This is a genomic window from Clostridium sardiniense, assembly GCF_019753795.1.
Taxonomy (GTDB): Bacteria; Bacillota; Clostridia; order Clostridiales; family Clostridiaceae; genus Clostridium; species Clostridium sardiniense.
On the sequence record NZ_JAIKTU010000003.1, the window covers coordinates 1 to 20,825 of the forward strand.

13 protein-coding genes and 1 other annotated feature are annotated in these 20,825 nt (G+C 29.1%); of the genes, 3 read left to right on the forward strand and 10 right to left on the reverse strand.

All coding sequences use genetic code 11. The features are described from left to right. Positions 1-235: 235 nt before the first annotated feature. From K5V21_RS03435 to K5V21_RS03450, 4 genes are all read right to left on the reverse strand, one after another. Complete coding sequence (locus K5V21_RS03435) at positions 236-721, reverse strand: DUF308 domain-containing protein (RefSeq protein ID WP_221859201.1); 486 nt, start codon at positions 719-721, stop codon at positions 236-238. A gap of 241 nt (positions 722-962) precedes the next feature. After that, entirely contained in the window at positions 963-1,775 is an 813-nt protein-coding gene (locus tag K5V21_RS03440; protein WP_221859203.1) for an aminoglycoside N(3)-acetyltransferase, read from the reverse strand. Between the two features lie 22 nt (positions 1,776-1,797). After that, the gene (locus K5V21_RS03445; protein ID WP_221859205.1) at positions 1,798-2,379 is read right to left on the reverse strand and encodes a pentapeptide repeat-containing protein; all 582 of its coding nucleotides are present in this window, start codon (positions 2,377-2,379) and stop codon (positions 1,798-1,800) included. A gap of 36 nt (positions 2,380-2,415) precedes the next feature. Next, positions 2,416-4,308, reverse strand: a complete 1,893-nt coding sequence (locus K5V21_RS03450) for an endonuclease MutS2 (RefSeq protein WP_221859208.1) — start codon at positions 4,306-4,308, stop codon at positions 2,416-2,418. Positions 4,309-4,733: 425 nt separating this feature from the next. On the opposite strand from K5V21_RS03450, the gene K5V21_RS03455 reads away from it, so the two are divergent. Both K5V21_RS03455 and K5V21_RS03460 read left to right on the forward strand, forming a co-directional pair. After that, the gene (locus tag K5V21_RS03455) at positions 4,734-5,645 is read left to right on the forward strand and encodes a radical SAM protein (protein WP_221859210.1); all 912 of its coding nucleotides are present in this window, start codon (positions 4,734-4,736) and stop codon (positions 5,643-5,645) included. A 98-nt stretch (positions 5,646-5,743) separates the two neighbouring features. Then, positions 5,744-6,361, forward strand: coding sequence for a superoxide dismutase (locus tag K5V21_RS03460; protein WP_221859212.1), 618 nt, complete (start codon positions 5,744-5,746; stop codon positions 6,359-6,361). A gap of 68 nt (positions 6,362-6,429) precedes the next feature. Here the strand turns inward: K5V21_RS03460 and K5V21_RS03465 are convergent, their stop codons facing one another. Beyond that, the gene (locus tag K5V21_RS03465; RefSeq protein WP_221859214.1) at positions 6,430-7,293 is read right to left on the reverse strand and encodes a polysaccharide deacetylase family protein; all 864 of its coding nucleotides are present in this window, start codon (positions 7,291-7,293) and stop codon (positions 6,430-6,432) included. A 202-nt stretch (positions 7,294-7,495) separates the two neighbouring features. Between K5V21_RS03465 and K5V21_RS03470 the strand changes: the two genes are divergently transcribed. Next, entirely contained in the window at positions 7,496-9,154 is a 1,659-nt protein-coding gene (locus tag K5V21_RS03470; RefSeq protein WP_221859216.1) for a glutamine--tRNA ligase/YqeY domain fusion protein, read from the forward strand. 63 nt (positions 9,155-9,217) lie between these two features. Here the strand turns inward: K5V21_RS03470 and K5V21_RS03475 are convergent, their stop codons facing one another. From K5V21_RS03475 to K5V21_RS03495, 5 genes are all read right to left on the reverse strand, one after another. Continuing rightward, positions 9,218-13,771: a CehA/McbA family metallohydrolase gene (locus K5V21_RS03475; protein ID WP_245000632.1), complete on the reverse strand. Its 4,554-nt coding sequence runs from the start codon at positions 13,769-13,771 to the stop codon at positions 9,218-9,220. Positions 13,772-13,970: 199 nt separating this feature from the next. Further along, the gene (locus K5V21_RS03480; protein WP_221859218.1) at positions 13,971-15,113 is read right to left on the reverse strand and encodes a YibE/F family protein; all 1,143 of its coding nucleotides are present in this window, start codon (positions 15,111-15,113) and stop codon (positions 13,971-13,973) included. A 330-nt stretch (positions 15,114-15,443) separates the two neighbouring features. Continuing rightward, positions 15,444-17,102, reverse strand: a complete 1,659-nt coding sequence (gene gltX / locus K5V21_RS03485) for a glutamate--tRNA ligase (protein WP_221859220.1) — start codon at positions 17,100-17,102, stop codon at positions 15,444-15,446. Between the two features lie 52 nt (positions 17,103-17,154). Further along, positions 17,155-17,387 (reverse strand) — a binding site (T-box leader). Between the two features lie 441 nt (positions 17,388-17,828). Next, a complete protein-coding gene (locus K5V21_RS03490; protein ID WP_221859222.1) occupies positions 17,829-18,545 on the reverse strand; it encodes a pseudouridine synthase in 717 nt (238 codons plus the stop codon). A 194-nt stretch (positions 18,546-18,739) separates the two neighbouring features. After that, positions 18,740-20,740 (reverse strand): triple tyrosine motif-containing protein, encoded by a 2,001-nt coding sequence (locus tag K5V21_RS03495; protein WP_221859223.1) that lies wholly within the window; start codon positions 20,738-20,740, stop codon positions 18,740-18,742. Between the last annotated feature and the right edge of the window lie 85 nt (positions 20,741-20,825).

Consider the following 20,825-nt stretch of genomic DNA (forward strand, 5'->3'; position numbering starts at 1 on the left):
CACCTCCTTGTATTATAGTTCTGGTCGGCAAACCTACTATAATTTTACAATGGAGGTTTTTTATTTTCTACTCACCGCTGAAAGCTTTTTAGAACCACCCGCATAGCAGGTGGTATTCTAAATACAAAAAAAGAGTATCGACTTTGTCGATACTCTGATATTCTATGGAATCACAGAATCTTTTTATATTTTCTATATACTAAACTTTACTATATCTTACTTAATAATATTAATATTAAAGTTCAAAACATATATATATTTCAAATATAGCTATTAGAATTAAATATACACCAATTATAACTGGTGTAAATGTTAATGCTATTATTGGGTAAAGAATTACTACTATACTTAATAATATTATTAGTATTGTATATATTGTTCTTATATTAAATCCTGCTGTCTTATATTGGAATTCACCACATAATAAAGATATACCTCTTACTAACCCCCACACCCCAAATAATATTACTAATACTTCTGAGGAATATATTGGTGAGAACCAAAGTGTTAAACCAAATAATATATCTATTATCCCATTAAATATAAACATTCCTTTTCTATCCGCTTTGAATGCTTTTATTATTGATATAATACCTGCTACAAAAGCAAATATTCCACAAATCATTGTGAAGTTAACTAATGCTTCTATTGGATAAATAAAAAATATTATTCCTATAATAGCTAATAAAATTCCTTGTATTATAAATAACCATTTACTCATTACAAGTTCCTCCCTCTTGTACAAATTTCTTATAATTAAATTATACAAATAAAGAGGTTTTTTCTTTGAATTTTCTTTCTTATATTTTATAATATTCGCCTATATTTTTTCAAATTAACTATTAAAGCAGTATCTATATGCTATTTTCTTTTATTTATCTTTAATATATCTAAATATCTCGTTTTTGTTAAATATTACAATTTCAAAACTGTAAATTTTTTTCATCAAATTTAAACACAATCTAATATAAGGTACATTCCTTAAAATATTTTACTCCAAAGTCTACACAATCTCTTTGATTAAATAGCTTTATATCAGCATTTCCTATTTTGTCTAGTTTAACATTATTATTTTCTTCAAACTCTTCTCCCGCAAACATAAATAATTCTGTTTTAAACTCTATATCCTCATAAGATTTAAATACTCTTTCTCCATTTTCTATAATTGGAGATGCGCTAATAGTAGTGCTATAGTTTTCTGCTCTATACTCTGATAAGTGGAATGATGTGTTACTATCATAGTCAACCCCAAGCAATAATACCTTACCATCTAAATCATAGAATCTAGCTAATGGTGAATTTTCTCCAAGAGAATATTCTAAACTGTGGTTTTGAGTAATAAACTCAGCATGTTTTCCAAGGGCCGCGAAGGATACCGTAGGATGATAGCTTCTTTTTACACCTTTTATATTTCTAAAGCACTCCACTATTCTTCCCATTCCAAATGTAGGCGTTACATCAGGATCGAAGGTAGGCATTTCCTTTCTTATCTCTTCAAACCATTCATTTGGTACAGGTGGATTTCCCCAGAATATTGGATCTACATAATCACCACTATGAGTTGGCATAACTATTGTTCCATCTTCACCTACAACTTCAATAAGTGCCTCTACAACTGCAACTTCTCCACCACATACAAATCCAAGTCTGCTTAATGAAGAATGTACCATTAAACAATCTCCATCTTTTATACCAATTCTTTTTAACTCATCTTTTAAATAACTCTTTGTTATTAATTTTTTAGTGTTATTTACTATACATTCTAAATCACTCATATTTAACTCCCCTTAAAACTTACTATTTTATAACTATATCAAATTCCTCTAAGAGTCCTAGTACATCTGGCATACTAAATTTAGCCTTCTTTATATTATTATTTTGAGGATTTATTCTATATTTTATGGAATCTTTAAAGTTTGCTTTTGAAAGATCTGTATTTTCAAATATACTCTCTTCTAAACTTGATTTTGAAAAGTTACATTCTCTTAAATCCGCATCTATAAAATCACTTGAAGCTACATTGCATTCTATAAACTTAGTCTTCGGAATTTTAAGTCCTGCAAAACTGCAACTTTGTATAAGGGACTTATTAAACTCAAAATCCATAATAAATCTATCACATTTAGTAAAATCTACTCCAACAATTTTACAATCAATAAACTTAACGCCTCTAATCTTTGAATGATAGAATTTAGTTAATGATAAATTGCACTCATTAAATGTACAATCTTCAAATGATGATTCTAGAAAGTTTACACCTGTAAAATCACATCTATTAAATGTACATCCATCAAAGTTTTTATCTCTTATTTCAATATTTCTATTTTGAATTCTATCAAATACTTCTCCTTCATAATCCCACTCTAAAAATTCATCCATAATCTTAAATCTCTCCTTCAGTCTTTTAAAATCTATCTACTTCATTGACTTTTTAATTTCTCTAAGGGCTTTCTTAGAACCTCTTTCTATATCATGTTCAAGCTTTCTTTCAGCGTATTCTATAAAAATTGAATCTAAATCATACCCTTCTGGATAAAGTTCTTCTGCTGTTATATTAATCTTAAGCCTTCTCTCATTAACCTTTATAAACTCATCTTTATAAAACACTTCTATATTATTAAACTCGTCTTTCTCTTTGTATATAATACCATAATCATTATAGTCTAATAAAAGAACCTTATCTCCAATAGAGTAATTATATACATTCTTTATTTCTTCCTCTTCATTAATAATATCTTTAGAAATCTTACTTTCTTTAACTTTTTCAAGACTATAATTTTTATCTTCCATATACTTCTTAGCCTTATTTAATATTCTATCATCAATTCCCATCTTCTTTGATATCCAAAGTGCATTGCTATCGCCTGATTTTCCAATTTGAAGTCTGTAAAGCGGTTCTAGAGTATCTTTCTTAAACATCATAGCTGCATTTTCAAAGTCCTCATGTTTTTGTGAGAAATTCTTTATCTCTCCATAGTGAGTTGTTGCAATAGTTATACATCCTTTAAGATATAATTCCTCTAATATAGCTATAGCAAGGGCCGCTCCTTCATTTGGTTCTGTACCACTTCCTATCTCATCAAATAATAGTAATGTTGATTTACCACTTTCTCTAATTATTGCTGATAAATTTTTTACATGAGATGAAAATGTACTAAGTGCATTTTCAATACTTTGATTATCTCCAATATCTACATATATCTTATTAAATACTGAGATCTCACTTCCTTCTTTAGCACCTATATGAAGTCCAGATTGAACTGCTAAAGTCAAAAGACCTACAGTTTTTAATACTACAGTTTTTCCGCCTGCATTTGGTCCTGTAATTATTAAACTTCTATATTCTCTCCCAACTTCAAAATTTAAGGGAACTATACTGCCTTCTAATAAAGGATGTTTTCCATTTTCTATCTTTATAAATCCACTTGTATTTAATTTTGGTGATATACCATCTATTTCTCTACTATATTTACCCTTTGCAAATATAAAATCATATTCTCTTATTATATCTAGATTTATTTTTATCTCTCTTAAATTGCTATATATAAGCTCTGTTAAATTAGATAAAACTTTATATTCTTCAATAGCCTCTTCAGATTTTAACCCTACAAGTTCTACTGTAAATTTGCTTATAGTACTTGGCTCAATAAAAACTGTAGACCCCTTACTACTCACTTCAACTATACTTCCATTAACAACATTTTTATAAGCTGCTTTTATAGGTATAGTAAATCTATCATTTCTTTTACTTATAAAAAATTCTTGAATAAACTTTTTATTCCCAGTATTTTTAAGAAATTTATTTAGCTTTTCCTCTATCTTTCCTTCACATATATCAATTGATTTTCTAATCTTCTTAAGTTCTTTTGTAGCATTTGAATCAACTCTATTTCCTTTTATTGAGTAATTTATATCCTCCTCAATCCACAAGAATTCTCCTATATTACTTGAATATGAATTTAATATAGGTGCGTATCCTTCTTTGTCTTTCATATACTCTTTAACTTTTCTACATCCTCTTAAAAAGTCTGATATTGTTATAAGTTCTTCGCCTGTTAAAACAATACCTTTTTCTATACTATCAAGTAGCATATTTACATTATGGATTCCTTGAAGAGGAACGTACCCTGTTATATCTAAAAGCATTCTTGCTTCTTTAGTTTCTTCAAGTCTTCTTTTTACTACTTTTATATTACTTGATGGTTCTAATTTATCTATTAATTCTCTTCCAAGTCCACTTACGCAGTAGCTTTTAAGCTTTTCTTTTAATTCATTATATTGTAATTTTTCAAATGTTTCTTTATTCATTTTTATTCTCCTTTAAATATAAATTATTTAATGAAGATACAAAAAAGTCGTAGAGAAAGATACTCTACGACTTAAATATTACGCACTTATTTTAGGGCATAATTATTCCTCGTATAGATTTTAGTATCTTCAAAGATTTAAATAATTCCATGACAAATAAAGGGTAACTACCCTTAAAAATTTCTGGATTTATTTAATTAAAAATCTTATTTAGATACTCCTACACTCATAATTCACCTCTAAGTTATACTTTTCATTATATTTTTTAATTAATATCTATTTTATAGTTATTATATATCGTTTGTCAATATTTATTATATATTGAAAATATTTAATATGTGTCATAACAGATAAATACTTAGTATAATTGATTAACTAACTTTGTAGTAATATAATCTTTATATATTATTTAAGGGGTGATTTTATTGGATTATACTAATATGCTTAAAAATTGCAACCTTTGTGCAAGGAAATGTAATGTAGATAGATTAAATGGTCAACTTGGAGCTTGTAATTCATCAGATAAAATAAAGGCAGCTCGTGCAGAACTTCATATGTGGGAGGAACCTCCTATATCATTAGATACTGGATCTGGAACAGTATTTTTCTCTAACTGTAATTTTAGATGTGTATTTTGTCAAAACCATGAGATAAGCCAAGAGGATAAAGGTGCTTTTGTAAGCATAAAAGAATTAGCAAATATATTTTTAAGACTTCAAGACAAAGGAGCTAATAACATAAATTTAGTTACACCAACTCACTATGTTCCTCAAATAATTGAAGCTCTAAAGATTGCTAAAGATAATGGATTAACTATTCCCATTCTTTATAATACAAACGGATATGATTCTTTAGACACAATTAAAGCGCTAAATGGATATATTGATGTGTACCTTCCTGACTTTAAGTATTTTGATGATAAATATGCTATTAAATATTCTAAAGCACCTGGGTATAAAGATAATGTCCTATCTATTTTAAAAGAAATGTATTCTCAGGTAGGTCCTAATAAATTTGATGAAAAAGGAAGAATGATTAAAGGAATGATAATAAGACATCTTATGCTTCCTACACTACTATTTGATTCAAAGAAAGTACTAGATAAAATATATAACCTTTTTGGTGATAATGTATATATTAGTATAATGAATCAATATACTCCTATGTTTAATGCTTTTGATTATAAAGAATTATCCAAACCATTAAACCCTAAGCTTTATGATAGTTTAATAAACTATGCAGCTGAAATTGGAGTTAAAAATGCATTTATACAAGAAAGTGGAACTAATACTACTGATTTTATTCCATCATTTAACTTAGAAGGAATATTCACATAAATTCCATATCTTTACTTGTAATAATATCCTATAATCAAATTATATAAATATATTAAAGGTATTGATTAAAACAAATAATAATTTAGAGGTGATTTAATATGGAAAAAAGATTTACTTTAAAACCACTACCTTATCCATACGATGCTTTAGAGCCAGTTATAGATGAAAGAACTGTCATGATACATCATGATAAGCATCAACAAACATATGTTGATAACCTAAATAAAGCTCTTGAAAAGTATCCAAGATTTTTTAATTTTTCAGTGGAAGAAATACTTAAAAACCTTGATGAAATTCCTGAAGATATACGCCAAGCTGTTATAAATAATGCTGGTGGAGTGTATAATCATGAATTTTATTGGGATGGAATAGGACCTAATAAAGGTGGAGTACCTACTGGTGATTTAAAGATGGCAATCGATAAAACATTTGGTTCATATGCAAATTGTATAGCTAAATTAAAAGCTGCTGCTTTAGGTCAATTTGGTTCAGGTTGGGCTTGGCTTGTACTAAACGAAAATAAAGAACTTGAAATAACATCAACTCCAAACCAAATCTGTCCAGTATCAACAGATCAAACACCATTACTAACAATAGACGTTTGGGAACATGCTTATTACTTAAAATATCAAAATAGACGTGCTGATTATGTAACTAACTTCTTTGAACTTATAAACTGGGATGTAGTTAGTGATCGTTTCAATAAAGCAAAATAATTATATATTAAAATAAAAGGGCGCTATAAAATTAACTAAATCAGTTAATTTTATAGCGCCCTTATTTTTTAAACATAATCTTCTATCTTTTTAAATGAATATCCAGCTTTCTTTAAGTTTTCTATTACAACTTTAACCCCTTCAAAGGTCTCTCCCTTAGGTTTATTCATATGATAAATTAATATAGAACCATTTTTTACAGTTTTTCCTTGCTTTATTATTTGTTCTTTTGAAAATGTTGCTCCTGCATCTCCTAAAACATCAAATCCTCCAATTTCATATCCAAGATCCTTAGCTATCTTTACTGATATATCATCATAATATGCAGTTCCTGATCTAAATAATTTTGGTTTTTTACCTGTTAATTCTTTTATCTTAGCGTCATTACCACTGATTTCATCATAGACTTCCTTAACAGAATTAGTACCCTTTATCTTATAGACTTCTCTACCATTTACGCTTAACGGTTTATGCAATGTTCCATGATTTTGAATAGAAAAAAGATTGTTTCTAGCTAAATCATTAAATATATCCTTATTACTATCTATCCATCTACTATTTATAAATAATGTAGCTTCTATTCCTTCTTTTTTTAGATACTCTATGAGCTCTTTATCATAGTCATTTCCATACGTTCCTCCACAAGCATCAAAAGTTAAAAATACTACCTTATCATTAGTATTTATATGATTTAGTACTCCAGTTACCTTCTCCCCCCACTCTTTAGGATCTCTCCCATTATAATTTTCTTCAACTTCTTTTAAAGTAATTACATCTTCTTTATGTCCCTTTTCTTCTTTTGCATTGTTATCCACATTCACTTCTTTATTATTCACTTTAATATCAACATCCTTATTTTCAGTGCATCCTATTCCAATAACACCAATAGATGTAATAATAAAAATTACTACTATATTCCTTAAAATCTTCATATTTACCCCCAGAATCATAATATAAGTAAATTTTACAACATTTACCGAGTATTATCTATTTTAAACTGGATAAATAAAGTTATACTTTATTTTTTTTCTATATTAGATTAAAATTAAAGGTAAATGTATAATATATAGACATAGATTAGAGGTTGTTTTTAATAGCCCTATTTGAAATATAATTATAGGAGGGGTAATATTTATGTCAAATGATATGAATTCATCTAACTTCATAAGAAATATAATAATTGAAGACTTAGATAACGGAAAGCATGATAGCATAATAACAAGATTTCCACCAGAACCAAATGGATATCTACATATAGGTCATGCTAAATCAATTCTTTTAAACTTTGGTCTTGGTGCTGAATTTAAAGGAAGAACAAACTTAAGATTTGATGATACAAATCCAGTTAAGGAAGATACTGAGTATGTTCAGTCAATTGAAGAGGATGTAAAATGGCTTGGATGTCAGTGGGATGAACTTCACTTTGCATCAAACTATTTTGATGAAATGTATAATAGAGCAATCCTTTTAATAAAGAAAGGTTTAGCATATGTTTGTGATTTAACTCCAGATGAGGCAAAAGAATTTAGAGGAAACTTAACTGAACCTGGAAAAGATAGTCCTTATAGAAATAGAACTGTTGAAGAAAACCTAGAGTTATTTGAAAAAATGAGAAAAGGTGAGTTCAAAGATGGAGAAAAAGTTTTAAGAGCAAAAATAGATATGGCTTCTCCTAATATGAATATGAGAGATCCTATAATATATAGAATTGCTCATGCTACACATCACAATACAGGTGATAAGTGGTGCATATATCCTATGTATGACTTTGCTCATCCAATTGAAGATGCAATTGAAGGAATTACTCATTCAATTTGTACTTTAGAATTTGCAGATCACAGACCTTTATATGATTGGATCGTTAAAGAATGTGAAATGGAAAATGTACCAAGACAAATTGAATTTGCAAGACTTAACATGACTAATACTGTTATGAGTAAGAGAAAGCTTAAACAATTAGTTGATGAAAAGATAGTGGATGGATGGGATGACCCAAGAATGCCAACTATCTCAGGTCTTAGAAGAAGAGGATATACTCCTGAATCTATAAGAAACTTCTGCACAGCTATTGGTGTTGCGAAGAATAATTCAGTAGTTGACTCTCAAATGCTTGATTACTTCTTAAGAGAAGATCTTCAAACTAAAGCTCCTACTGCTATGGCTGTTATGAATCCACTTAAAGTTATCATAACAAACTATCCAGAAGGAAAAACTGAAATGTTACCAGTTTCTAATAATCCAAAGAATGAAGAACTTGGAACAAGAGAAGTTCCTTTCTCAAGAGAAATCTATGTTGAAAGAGATGACTTCATGGAAGTGCCAGTTAAAAAGTACTTTAGATTATTCCCTGGTAACGAAGTTAGACTTATGGGCGCATACTTTATTAAATGTAATGATGTAATAAAAGATCCTGAAGGAAATGTTATAGAGCTTCACTGTACTTATGACCCAGAAACTAAGAGTGGTTCTGGCTTTACAGGAAGAAAAGTTAAAGGAACAATTCACTGGGTTGATGCAAAAAATGCTGTACCTGCTGAATTTAGATTATATGAACCTTTAATATTAGATGTTGAAGATGGAAATGTTGATAAGAATTTCTTAGAACAAATCAATCCAAACTCAATGCAAGTTCTTAACGGATTCATTGAACCAATTGCAATTAATGGTGCAAAATCATTAGATAAATTCCAAATGGTTAGAAACGGATTCTTCTCAGTGGATAATCACACTAAAGATGGTAAGTTAATCTTTAATAGAATAGTTCCACTTAAGAGCTCATTTAAATTAAAATAGTATTTTATATAAAATATTAAAGACATGCTACCTAAAGTAGCATGTCTTTTAATTTATATGAGTTTATGAAGATTTTTTTCTTTTTCTAAATAAAATATATGCCCCACCACAAAGTAAGCTCATTCCAGCTAGTATACTAATCAATATATCTTCTCGTCCCGTATCTGGTAAATCTCCTTCATTTTCAGGCTTATCTTGAGGTTTTTGTTCTTCACTGTTTCCTGGTTTGTCTTGTGGCTTATCTTCTGGCTTATCTTCCGGTTTGTTATTTGGCGTATCTTCTGGTTTGTTCTCCGGTTTATTCTCTGGCTTATCTTCTGGCTTGTTATCTGGCTTATCTTCTGGTTTCTCTTCCGATAATAGTACTATTTCTGCTGAATCTCTTACTCTCAATCTATGTCCTTCTGGATCCTCTGAGGCAAGACCTATTGCTGAAATCTTATCTCCTACCTTAACTCTTGATTTCCATTCATCAGCTACACCTGGATTTTCACTACTTCCAATATAACCTTCAGTATAAACTCTACTCTCTCCACTTCCATCATCAACATAGATATTTTGATCTTCAACTCTTGTTATTGTTCCAGAAACCTTAACTAATAAACCTTCCTTTTCTTCCATCATACTATCTTTAGTTGAAAGTTTAGTAGGTTCTACTAAGTTAATATTCTCATCAATAATTTGCAAATCAAATTCTTCGTTTTTAACAGCAACTTGGGCATCTCCTAGATAAGAAGAAACTTTTCCAGTAATTCTTACTTTCTGACCTAATTGTACTTTTGTTGACGATACACCAAAGACAGTTAAACCTGCAGTTTCATCTTGAATATATATAACATCAAAGAAAGAATTTCCTTTAGCTGCTGCATTTGATGCTGCTGTAACATATCCTTCTACAACTACTTTTTCTCCAAATCTATCTGGATTATTATCTTTATCATTATCAACTCTTACTTCAGTAATTTTACTTACTGGTATTTGTGGCGCTGGTGCTAATGTTTTTATAATTTTTTCTGTTATTTGATAATTTGAGTAATCTAAGCCGTCCATCTCAAAATCTGAGAATAATGTAGCTCCTGATACTATAACTCTAGATCCACTTTCTAAAGTTTCAGCTGCTACTCCTATCATTTCTCCTTTTCCAATTGGATAATTATCATTTTGGTTATCTGCATCATTTCCATAAGTGGTATCATGACCTCTAACTAAAACTTCAACATTTTTAGTATCCTTTGGCATAATTAAAGTTGAACCACTATAATAACTAAACTGCTTAGATGTATCAATCCCCTTCATCCATTCACTTTCAGTATTATAGTCATCAAAATACAATCTATAAGATTGACCTCCATTTTCTACATCATCTGTAGCTTGGTCGTCATTAAATCTTACTTTCGCTCCTATAGCCTCAAGTACAGAATTACCTTGCTGTGCATTTCCATACTCCCCTTTAGCATCACCATAATCTGCTTTAGAAGTAACTACTATATTGCCTCCTTTTTTAACAAATCTAGCTATAGCATCTAGCTCGTCTTGTGTATATTTTTGAGGAGTTAATCCATAATCATCCTTATTTGTACTCTGCGGGTCAGATAACATTAATAAAGATGCACCTTCTAATACTTTATCAGTAATTGGTTCTTTATTTATTATTGCCTTCATTCCGTTTTGAGCCATTAATGCTGTTAATGTAGTTACCTTACCAGCATAATCACCAGTTACATATTGATTTTGATGTGCTCCATCAATAATAACTTTTGAAACCTGACTTGATTTAACTACTTCAATATCAATGCTACCTTTAAACTCTTTAACATTTCCATTTACATTAGCTATAACCTTAACTTGGAATGTGTAATCTCCTGCCTTTTCAAATTTATATGGAAGTTTTGCTGTAAATTGCTCAGCTGCTTCTATTTTATCAATATTCTTTACTATTGGTTTATCTGAACCATTCACATAGTACTCAACTTTAACATCATTTAATGCAGTGGCTTCATTGTTATATATATTAGTTTCTATATTAAATTCTTCACCTTCAACTATAACTTCAGTATCACAATCTACTGTTGATATACCAACATTTTCTCTTTCTCCAACCCAAACTGGTGCTGTCACAGCAATATCTTTATCTTCTTGATCTACTCTTACATAGTAATATGAACTTTCATTGCTATCTAAAGAGAATGTTAATTGTTTTTTATTAGAGTTTACATTATCTATTGATTTTACTACTTTACCACCGTCTCCGATTATTGATATCTTTTTGATATTATCGTTATTATCAATATCTTCAACATTAATATTAAACTCTAAAGAATCAGTTTTTTCTAAAATTGATCCCATTGTGTTCCCATTAACTGTATAAGAAATTTTTAAGTTTTCGTCCTCAGTTGAATAAACCCTTCTTTCACGAATTGCATTATAAATAGATTCTCTTGAAAGATCTGATGCCTCAACAACTGTTCTTGCTGTATTTGCATTACCCCATTTAGCCTTATGATTATCTTGGTTATTAGTTGGTGCAACATGCCATCCCTTATCTAAAGCTCTTGTATAATAATCATATGATGGGAAATATCCTGAACTTCTAATAGCTCCTTCACCATTACCTACCTCTACTAATGTAACTAATTCATCTATAGCTGCATCATAATGTGAAAAGTCATTAAAATCACCAAATGTTTTACCTGGATGATTTAATTGTGATAGAGATTCTTGCTGTGTTTTTAATGTATTATAGTATGTTTTTAAATCCATATTTTTATTACTTCTAGTTTCAAAACCAGGTGTGTTAAATGTATTTATATGTCCATATCCACCAGTTGAACCTGACCAAGTCATTTCATACCCATAAATAGCTACAAATTCGCCATCCTTATTGTACTTATCTGCAGCATCTTTACCTTTATTCCATGCTGTACTTGCAGAGCCATCTGATAAACTAGCTTTTGTATCATTATCAAACCAGTTTGAGTGGTCTGTAACTGCCATAAAGTCTACATTTGCATTCTTTTCAGCATATTGATAAGCTTCATCAATACTACCTTGTCCATCTGATAAATTTGTGTGTGAGTGAAGTTGTCCAAAGTATAGATTTCTTTCTTCAGTACCAACTGTAAATTTCCATTCTTTTATTGTTAGATTTCCTAAAGTATCAGCTACTTCAACTTTTACAGTATGTCTTCCATCTGATAGATTTTCTTTCACTTCATAACTAACTGTATTTTCATTTTTAATTAAATCGCCTGTAATATCAGTACCATCTAGATACATCTTAACAGTATCCATATTAACACCTGTTTTATCGGTAAATGTTGCTGATATTTGAGGTTTCTTGTTTTCACCTATATTTGAAGAAGGTGCTGGCTTAATATTGTTAATAGCTGGCCCCTCCTTATCCTCTTCTGGTTTTGGCTCTTCTGATCCATTTTCTAATTTTTTAACTTGTGATGGATCATTTATTCTTAATTGATATCCACCATTACCACTTTTAGCATATTGTGATAGTACTGCTGTAACTTCAACCTTATCTTTAACTTTTAAATCATTTAGATTCATTGCTTTATAAAGATTAATAGTTTTTCTATCTTCATCTTTAAGTATTGTGTTACCTGTTAAATCTATAGAATCAATTATTAAATCTGTTATTTTAACAATTTGTGATTCAAAATTTTCGCCGCCATTATTATCTACAATTTCAGTAATCTTAACTAGCTTACCTTCTGGAAGTGCCTTTTTCCCTCTATTCTCTATAAGCTTATATCCATTTACCTGTATTAACCCATTAAAAATTGAAGGCTTTCCTGATATAACAACTTCATCTCCTACTTCTAATCCATCAGAACCTCTTAATGCTATTCCTGCTGTATTATCTTCAATAGAATAATTAAATGAACTACCTGAAGCTTCTTTAAAGGTAACTATACCTTTAACTATTACTTCTGTTTCACTATCAGTTGCTCTTGCATCAAGAATTGGTATTAATCCTTCAATTTCTTCCTCTTTTTCTTTATGTGTAAGCTTAACATCATCGAATGTTAAATTACCTACATCTTTAGTGTACTCAAATTTAATTTGTCTAGTTTCTAAAGGTACTTCTACTATAATCTCTGTAATTTTTAAATAGCTACTTAATTCTAAAGAATCAAATATTTTTTCAAAGATTACTATCCCTTCATCATTTAATGCTGATACTGTAAATTTTGATTGCTTTGTTTCTGTAATCCCTTGATTCTTTAAATAGAAACTTAATTTACCAGCACTATTTAATAGAAATTTTGGAGTAGTTATAGATTCAACTTTTCCAGAACCTCTTCCAAATCCTATTGATGGTAATGTATTATAGTTATCCGTGCTATCGTATCCATCTAATCCATTCTCTTTAACTTGTCCATCTCTAGTAAATATCCAGCCTTCATTCTCAGCCTTTATACCTTCTTTATTGCTTCTCTTTCCTGTAAAGCTTTCCTCAAAGACAATTATCTCTTCTTCTTTTGAATCCACCATTAATTCTGCAAAAGCCACTTGAGCCGGAGTTGCAATTACTCCAACTATCATTGTAAATGCAACAAATAATGCTGATAATTTTTTAGTACATTTAATTTTAAAACCCATACTTTTTTCCCCTTATTAATTATAAATTTATAATATTTCCCTCTTATATTATCATATGTACTGTAAAATTTTCTCAACTTTGTTGTTAAATTCATGTTAGAATATGTGTTCCATCAGTAAGATTTATAATATATAATTTTTATCATTTAAATAAAATTTAAATCAGCTAACTATTTCCTTAATCCTAAATATTAAATTTCTATTTTTTCCTTTTATATATGCATAAGTAACTTGCAATAATCGCTGTAATAGGTACTGCTAAAACTATTCCTATACTTCCTGAAATTCCTTGAATTATCTCTATGCCTAATATATCTAAATTAATTAGCTTGTTATATGGCATATCAGAAGAATAAATTAATATTAATACACTTAAAGAGCCTCCAGCAAAAGCCAAAATCAATGTATTTGTCATAGTTCCAATAATATCTTTACCTATATTCATAGCTCTCTTAAATAATTGATTAAACTTTATACTATTATCAACACTATAAATTTCAAATATAGATGATGAAATTGATATAGCAACATCCATAACAGCACCAAGAGATGCTACCAATATTCCAGTAAACATTAGTCCTTTAATCTTAAGGCCTGAATCCTCTGCAATATACATTAAACTCTCTGCATTTTCCATTGTTATTCCTGATAGACTTGTTAAGTTCCCAAATACATAAGCAGTTATCCCCGCAATAACTACACCGATAGTTGTACCTAAAATTGCAGCTAATGTTTTCTTATTTATCCCTGAAACAAGTAATAAAGTAACGCTTATACTTAGTATCGCCATTATTATTCCTGCCAAAATAGGATTTACCCCATTTAACATTAAAGGTAACATCAGATATACACAACATACTAAAGTAAATACTAATGCAACTAAAGATTTAATCCCCTTTATTCCACCAACAATAATTACTACTATTGCAAATAAAGCTACTAATAGATAAATCATATTACTTCTATCATGACTAAATAAATTTATAACAGTTTCCCCATCATTCTCATAGCATCCTACTATAACTTTACTACCTTTATTGACTTTAATATTATAAAGTCTACTTACTGGATTCTTAATTTCAAACTCATGCCCCTTTAAAGGAGAATCCTTTACTTGAACCCGTATAGTTTGAAATCCTACTTCTACTTCTTCCAAATATTTATCTTTTTGTAGATCTTCACTTACAATTTCAGTTACTACAGCCTTATAATATTTCATGTCCTTATTGTACTTATCAGGCAAAAACCCTCCAGTAAATATAGATTTTGAAATAATAATTAATGCAATACTACATATTATTACGCCTAATATAGGCATAAGATTTTTTCTTAATTTATACATTTTCCCCCCACAACTTTTAAAATTTAATTCATTTATAAATCTTATAATATCTTCTAGATTCAAAATTAAAACCACTATATATGCAGAAATCCCCCCCTCTAAATTCTGATATATTAAATATAAAAATGGTTTTAAATTTATAATAATATAAGATTTTCTTAGTTGTAATGTGCCATACCTCCCTTCAATATTATATATAAACTACTATTATTTTACAATATATTTCAATTTATAGTATATCTTCCAGTGTAATCAAAAAGGACTTTTTCATTATATGAAAAAGTCCTTTTATCTTTATGCTAGATTAAGCAATATATTTTAAATTGTGTATTATAAGCTAATGAATTTATTAAATCTTTCTCTTACCTTTTCTTCACCCATAATTTGCATTATTGTATAAAGATCTGGTGTGTTTGTTCTATGAGTAAGAGCTGCTCTTACTGCACCTGCAACATCTGAAACCATTCCTTTAAAGTTTTCTGGATTCTTTTTGTATTCTTTTCTGTTTGTTGCATATCCAAGCTCTACAGCTAAAGTTTTAAGTTCTTCAAACCAAGTTTCTTGATCAGTATTAAAGTTGTATGACTTAGCATAGCTTTCAATTATACTCTTAGCGTCTTCTAAGTTTAAAGTCTTTGGAAGCTCTACATCTTCTGCTTTTTCTAAATCAAATAGTTCATCAAAGAAGTAGAATATTTTTTCACGAACTTCATTCCATTTACCAAAATCTTTTCTTGGCTTTGGACCTTCTTTATCTATGTTAAATACTTCTTTCATCATAGCTTCATCTTTAGTTACAAGGTCAAACATTTCTTTATCAAAATCTTTTGCCCAAGTTGTATAATAATCATATACTACTTCAGGCTTCATTTTACATATAACATTCTTACTTACATCATGTAATTTAACTATATCAAATAAAGCACCTGATTTACTCATCTTATCTAAAGCTACAGTGAATTCATGATAATCTGCATCAGGATTTTCCGCTCTCCAATCTTCAAAGCTTGAGTTTATAATATTTAAAAGATATTCAATAACAGAAACTGCTGGGTATCCTTCTTCTCTATAGTAACTTACAGCACTTTCTGGATCTTTTCTCTTTGAAAGTTTTCTCTTTGATCCATTTTCTGATTTCATTATTGTTGGAACGTGAGCATAGTTTGGTCTCTTAAATCCTAAAACATCAAATAATTGAAGATGTATTGGAAGTGATGATAACCATTCTTCTCCTCTTATTACATCTGTAGTGTGCATTAATGCATCATCTATAGCATGTGCAAAATGATATGTTGGAAGTCCATCTGATTTAATTATAACTATATCTTGAACATTTTCTGGGAATGAAACATCTCCCTTTATTAAATCATGGCATTCTACTCTATTTTCTTCTTTTCCTGGTGATTTTAATCTTAAAATATATTCTTCACCATTTTCAATTTTCTTTATAGCTTCTTCTACTGGAAGATTTCTATAGACAGCATATTCTCCATAATATCCTGGAGTAATCTTTTCTGCCATTTGCTTTTCTCTTATTTCATTTAACTCTTCTGGAGTACAGAAGCATGGGTATGCTAATCCTTTTTTAACTAATTCTTTAGCGAATGTATGGTATATTTCTTTTCTTTGACTTTGTCTATATGGACCATATTCACCTTTTGAAGTTTCTTCTCCTGTCATACCTTCGTCAAAATTCATTCCAAAGTTATGCATAGTAGCTATTGTATCTTCTATAGCACCTTCAACTTCTCTTTTTTGGTCTGTATCTTCAATTCTTAAATAGAAAATACCTTCACTTTGATGTGCAAGTCTTTCATTTATAAGAGCTGCATAAACTCCTCCAATATGTTGGAACCCTGTTGGACTTGGTGCATATCTTACAACTCTAGCCCCTTCTTTTAAGTTTCTTTCAGGATATTTCTCTAAATAATACTCTGGAGTCTTTAATTCATTTTTAAATATTAAATTTGCTAATGTTTCTCTACTCATTATTTCATCACCTTTCTAAAATTCATATAAAAAAAGTCTTCTCCTCCTAAACACTTAGGACGAAAAGACTACAACTTTACGCGGTACCACCTAAATTAGCCAAAAAAGTATAAATTCTTTAAGGCTCACTTAATTCTCTATAAGGGGAGAAATCCCAGTTATCTACTCTTATTTCGACACTATGCTCCAAAGCTTCTTTCTATGATTTTATTTACAAAGTTCTCACCAATACTTCGCTCTCTTTAAAATAAAGATTCATATACTCTTCTTCTTCACTGCATTACTTTTTTTATTTATCTAACGTATTTAATTATACATTTATTAAATATCATTGTAAATATCTCTTTTAAATCATGCAAAATTATAAAATTTGATAGATTTTAATCTTCCATGACTTATTACATATGAATTAAATATTTCATTTTTTATAATTTCTGATTTTTTTAATTCAAATTCTTCACTTAATTATTTCATATGTTTAGTATAACTCATCACCCGTGTAAATATTTACAAAAATATATTTTTAGACACGAAAAAACGCAACCCTTGGGGCCAGGTTGCGCTTTAGCAATAAGCAATAAATAAAAAGGGGGCTATTTATTCCTTTTATTTATCCTTGCAATAGTATTATATGTTAATGGATTATAAAATGCAAGTAATTTTAAAAACTTTATTCATTTTATGGAAATTAATGAATAATTCTCTTGCAAGTTTTCCCATCATTCGTTAAAAGCTTTTTAGATGCATTATTTCTTCTTCTGTTAATTCCCTATATTCGCCTTCCTCTAGATCTTCATCTAAAGGTAATCCTCCAAATTCAATTCTTTGAAGATATACTACATTTTTTCCTACAGCTTCAAACATTCTTTTAACTTGGTGGAATTTACCTTCTTGTATTGTTACATTAATTTCTGATCCCTCATCTGTTGCTTCTATAATTTCAAGAATTGCTTCTTTGCAAACATATCCATCATCTAAAGTAATACCTTTTTTAAATGCTTCAACATCTTCTTCAGTAACTTTTTTATCTATTTTAGAATAATAAACTTTATCTACTTTCCATTTAGGAGCTATTAATCTATGATTTAATTCTCCATCATTAGTTAATAATAATAGTCCTACAGTATCTTTATCAAGCCTTCCAACTGGGAATGGTTCAAAGGCTTGATGATCTACTTCTAAAAGGTCAACAACTGTTTCTTCTCTTGAATCAGATGTAGCTGATATTACTCCATCTGGCTTATTCATCATAAGATATATAAACTCTCTATAAAATATTTGTTCTCCATTTATCTTTATAACTGATTTATCAGGATCTACAAGCTTGCCGCTATCTTTTTCTACTACTCCATCAACTTCTATAAACCCTTTTCTTGCTAATACCTTAATTTCTTTTCTACTTCCGTATCCTAAATTTGAAATTATCTTATCTAATCTTTGCAATTTATTGAACACCTCTTATCTTTATTTTGTTATTTATCTAAATACTTTTATCTAACTTAAGTTTCATCTTATTGTATTATTAATCTCCCCAAAAATCAATTAATGAATCCTTGCTATAAATATAAAACTATTGATAAATTAAAAAAGTCCTTTCGGACTTTTTTAATCTACGATATATAAATCTATAATAAATTTTATACAGTAAATTCTATCTCACAGTAATCTTCATAATTAACTCTCTTATAAAAACTCTTTGCAAGTACCATTACTCTATATTTACCTTTTGAAAATGGTATAAATGTATAATATCTTTTCTTGCTATAACTTTGAGCTTTTACCCAGTTACCTTTTTCCATTAAATAAAATTCATAACAAACATCTTTTCCTCCAACACTTTCAGCCCAAAAGTTTACTTCTGTATTAATTTTAATTGGTTCTTTGTCTATTTTTATTTTAGTTCCTGTAACCGGAATTGCCTCATGTACATATATATTTATATCTCTTTTTGTATCAAATTCACCTTCACATTTTACGTTTTTTGCATAAACCTCAAAGGTATATTTTCCTGCACATTTAGGTTTAACAACAAGCTTCTTATTCTTCATAAATCCTGTTTCTTCAACTTCATGTCCATTTATTTTAGTTACAAAATTAATTAATATATTTTTTGTGTTTTGAACTACAGCTTCTACTTCTATTTCATCACCAACTAAAAATAACTCCTTGCAAGGTAATAGAATATAATCTATATTTCCTGGTAAATAGTCTTTTACCTTTAAAAACACACTGGAATCGACATCATAATCCTCTAGAGAGTATTTATCCTTTACCCTTATACTGATTTCATACTCTCCCTTTTCTTTTGGAGTATAGTTTAGCCAATTTGTTCTACTATAATCTATTCTATCGATTTCTTTTCTATCTCTAAAAATTATGAATGAATATAAAAGTATAGTTCCACCTTCAGCAATTGCTCTAACATTTATAGGTCTATTAACTATAACTTCCCTTCTTTGATCTGAGATAACATCAACTATTCTAATTGGCTTATCTCCTTTTTTGTCTATATCAAATAATATTGTCTTCTTATCTTCATAATCTCCATTATAAGATATATCTTTTACATATAAAGTTATCTTATAAGATCCCTTTTCTCTAGGATTCCAATAAAATTCCTTACTTCTTGTATAGCATGAATCTTCTGCAATTGGGCCATCTACAATATATCTATATACTAATTCTCTTCCACCATAAGCATCTGCTTTAAATGTAATATCTGTTCCTGATACTTGTGGTGTATTAACATCAGCCTTAAAGCTATTAATTCTTACAGCATTATATGGTCTAACTTCATATAACATAACAGCTCTATCATCATACTCTTTATTTGAGAATATATCTTTCATAAGACATAGAAGTTTATATTCCCCTTCCTCATTCTCTTGGAAACTTACAATTCTTCTTGATGAGAAATCCTGTATACATACTGATCTTCCGTACTTGTCCACTCTTACAAATTTAAATAGCAATGGACGTGCATCATCACAGGAAGCTTTAACTTTAAATACTAGTTCTTCATTTAATAATAATTCATCTGTTAAGCACTTAAAATCTGTTATTTCAACTTTATTTTTTTCCTTAACTTTGAATTTTACAGTCTTATATTCATCAACATTTTCTTTAGAATTTGTTTTTTTGCATTCTATTAGAATCTCTTCACTTCCCTCACGTACAGCAGCATATGATAATTTATTATCAGTTGAATAATCCCTTACAGGTTCCCAACCATTATCTCCTCTTCTCCAAAATCTATATAATAGAACTTCTTTACTTGAAACGACTTCTATATTAACTTTTTCACCAGTAAAACACTCTTCTTTATCTAATAAAATTTCCTTAATCAATTTCTCCTCACCCAAGCTCTTTCCTATTATGTATTCTTCTTTTGCTAAAAATTCAAAAGGTTTCTTAGAACCTTTCCTTTTCCCTTGTACCATCACTATGTATTCGCCCTCATTTTTTGGAGTCCAAACACATGATTTTTTGTTATTAAAGTTTTTTATTGTATTCCAAATCCCATCATTTCCGATTAAAACTTTAAAATCTATTTCTTCCTCAAATTCAACACCTATCTCTATATTCTCCTTAGGTTCTTGAGGACTCTTCTTCCCAAATAAAATATTCATATCACCCATATATTTCACCCCGTATTAACCATTGCTATTCTCTTATTATACTACAATCCCAATTATTGTAAATAAAATTCCATAATTCTCTTAT

Coding starts and splice junctions, on each gene's coding strand:
- K5V21_RS03435 (WP_221859201.1), bottom strand. CDS start 721: ATGAGTAAATGGTTATTTATAATACAAGGAATTTTATTAGCTATTATA.
- K5V21_RS03440 (WP_221859203.1), bottom strand. CDS start 1,775: ATGAGTGATTTAGAATGTATAGTAAATAACACTAAAAAATTAATAACA.
- K5V21_RS03445 (WP_221859205.1), bottom strand. CDS start 2,379: ATGGATGAATTTTTAGAGTGGGATTATGAAGGAGAAGTATTTGATAGA.
- K5V21_RS03450 (WP_221859208.1), bottom strand. CDS start 4,308: ATGAATAAAGAAACATTTGAAAAATTACAATATAATGAATTAAAAGAA.
- K5V21_RS03460 (WP_221859212.1), top strand. CDS start 5,744: ATGGAAAAAAGATTTACTTTAAAACCACTACCTTATCCATACGATGCT.
- K5V21_RS03465 (WP_221859214.1), bottom strand. CDS start 7,293: ATGAAGATTTTAAGGAATATAGTAGTAATTTTTATTATTACATCTATT.
- K5V21_RS03470 (WP_221859216.1), top strand. CDS start 7,496: ATGTCAAATGATATGAATTCATCTAACTTCATAAGAAATATAATAATT.
- K5V21_RS03475 (WP_245000632.1), bottom strand. CDS start 13,771: ATGGGTTTTAAAATTAAATGTACTAAAAAATTATCAGCATTATTTGTT.
- K5V21_RS03480 (WP_221859218.1), bottom strand. CDS start 15,113: ATGTATAAATTAAGAAAAAATCTTATGCCTATATTAGGCGTAATAATA.
- gltX (WP_221859220.1), bottom strand. CDS start 17,102: ATGAGTAGAGAAACATTAGCAAATTTAATATTTAAAAATGAATTAAAG.
- K5V21_RS03495 (WP_221859223.1), bottom strand. CDS start 20,740: ATGGGTGATATGAATATTTTATTTGGGAAGAAGAGTCCTCAAGAACCT.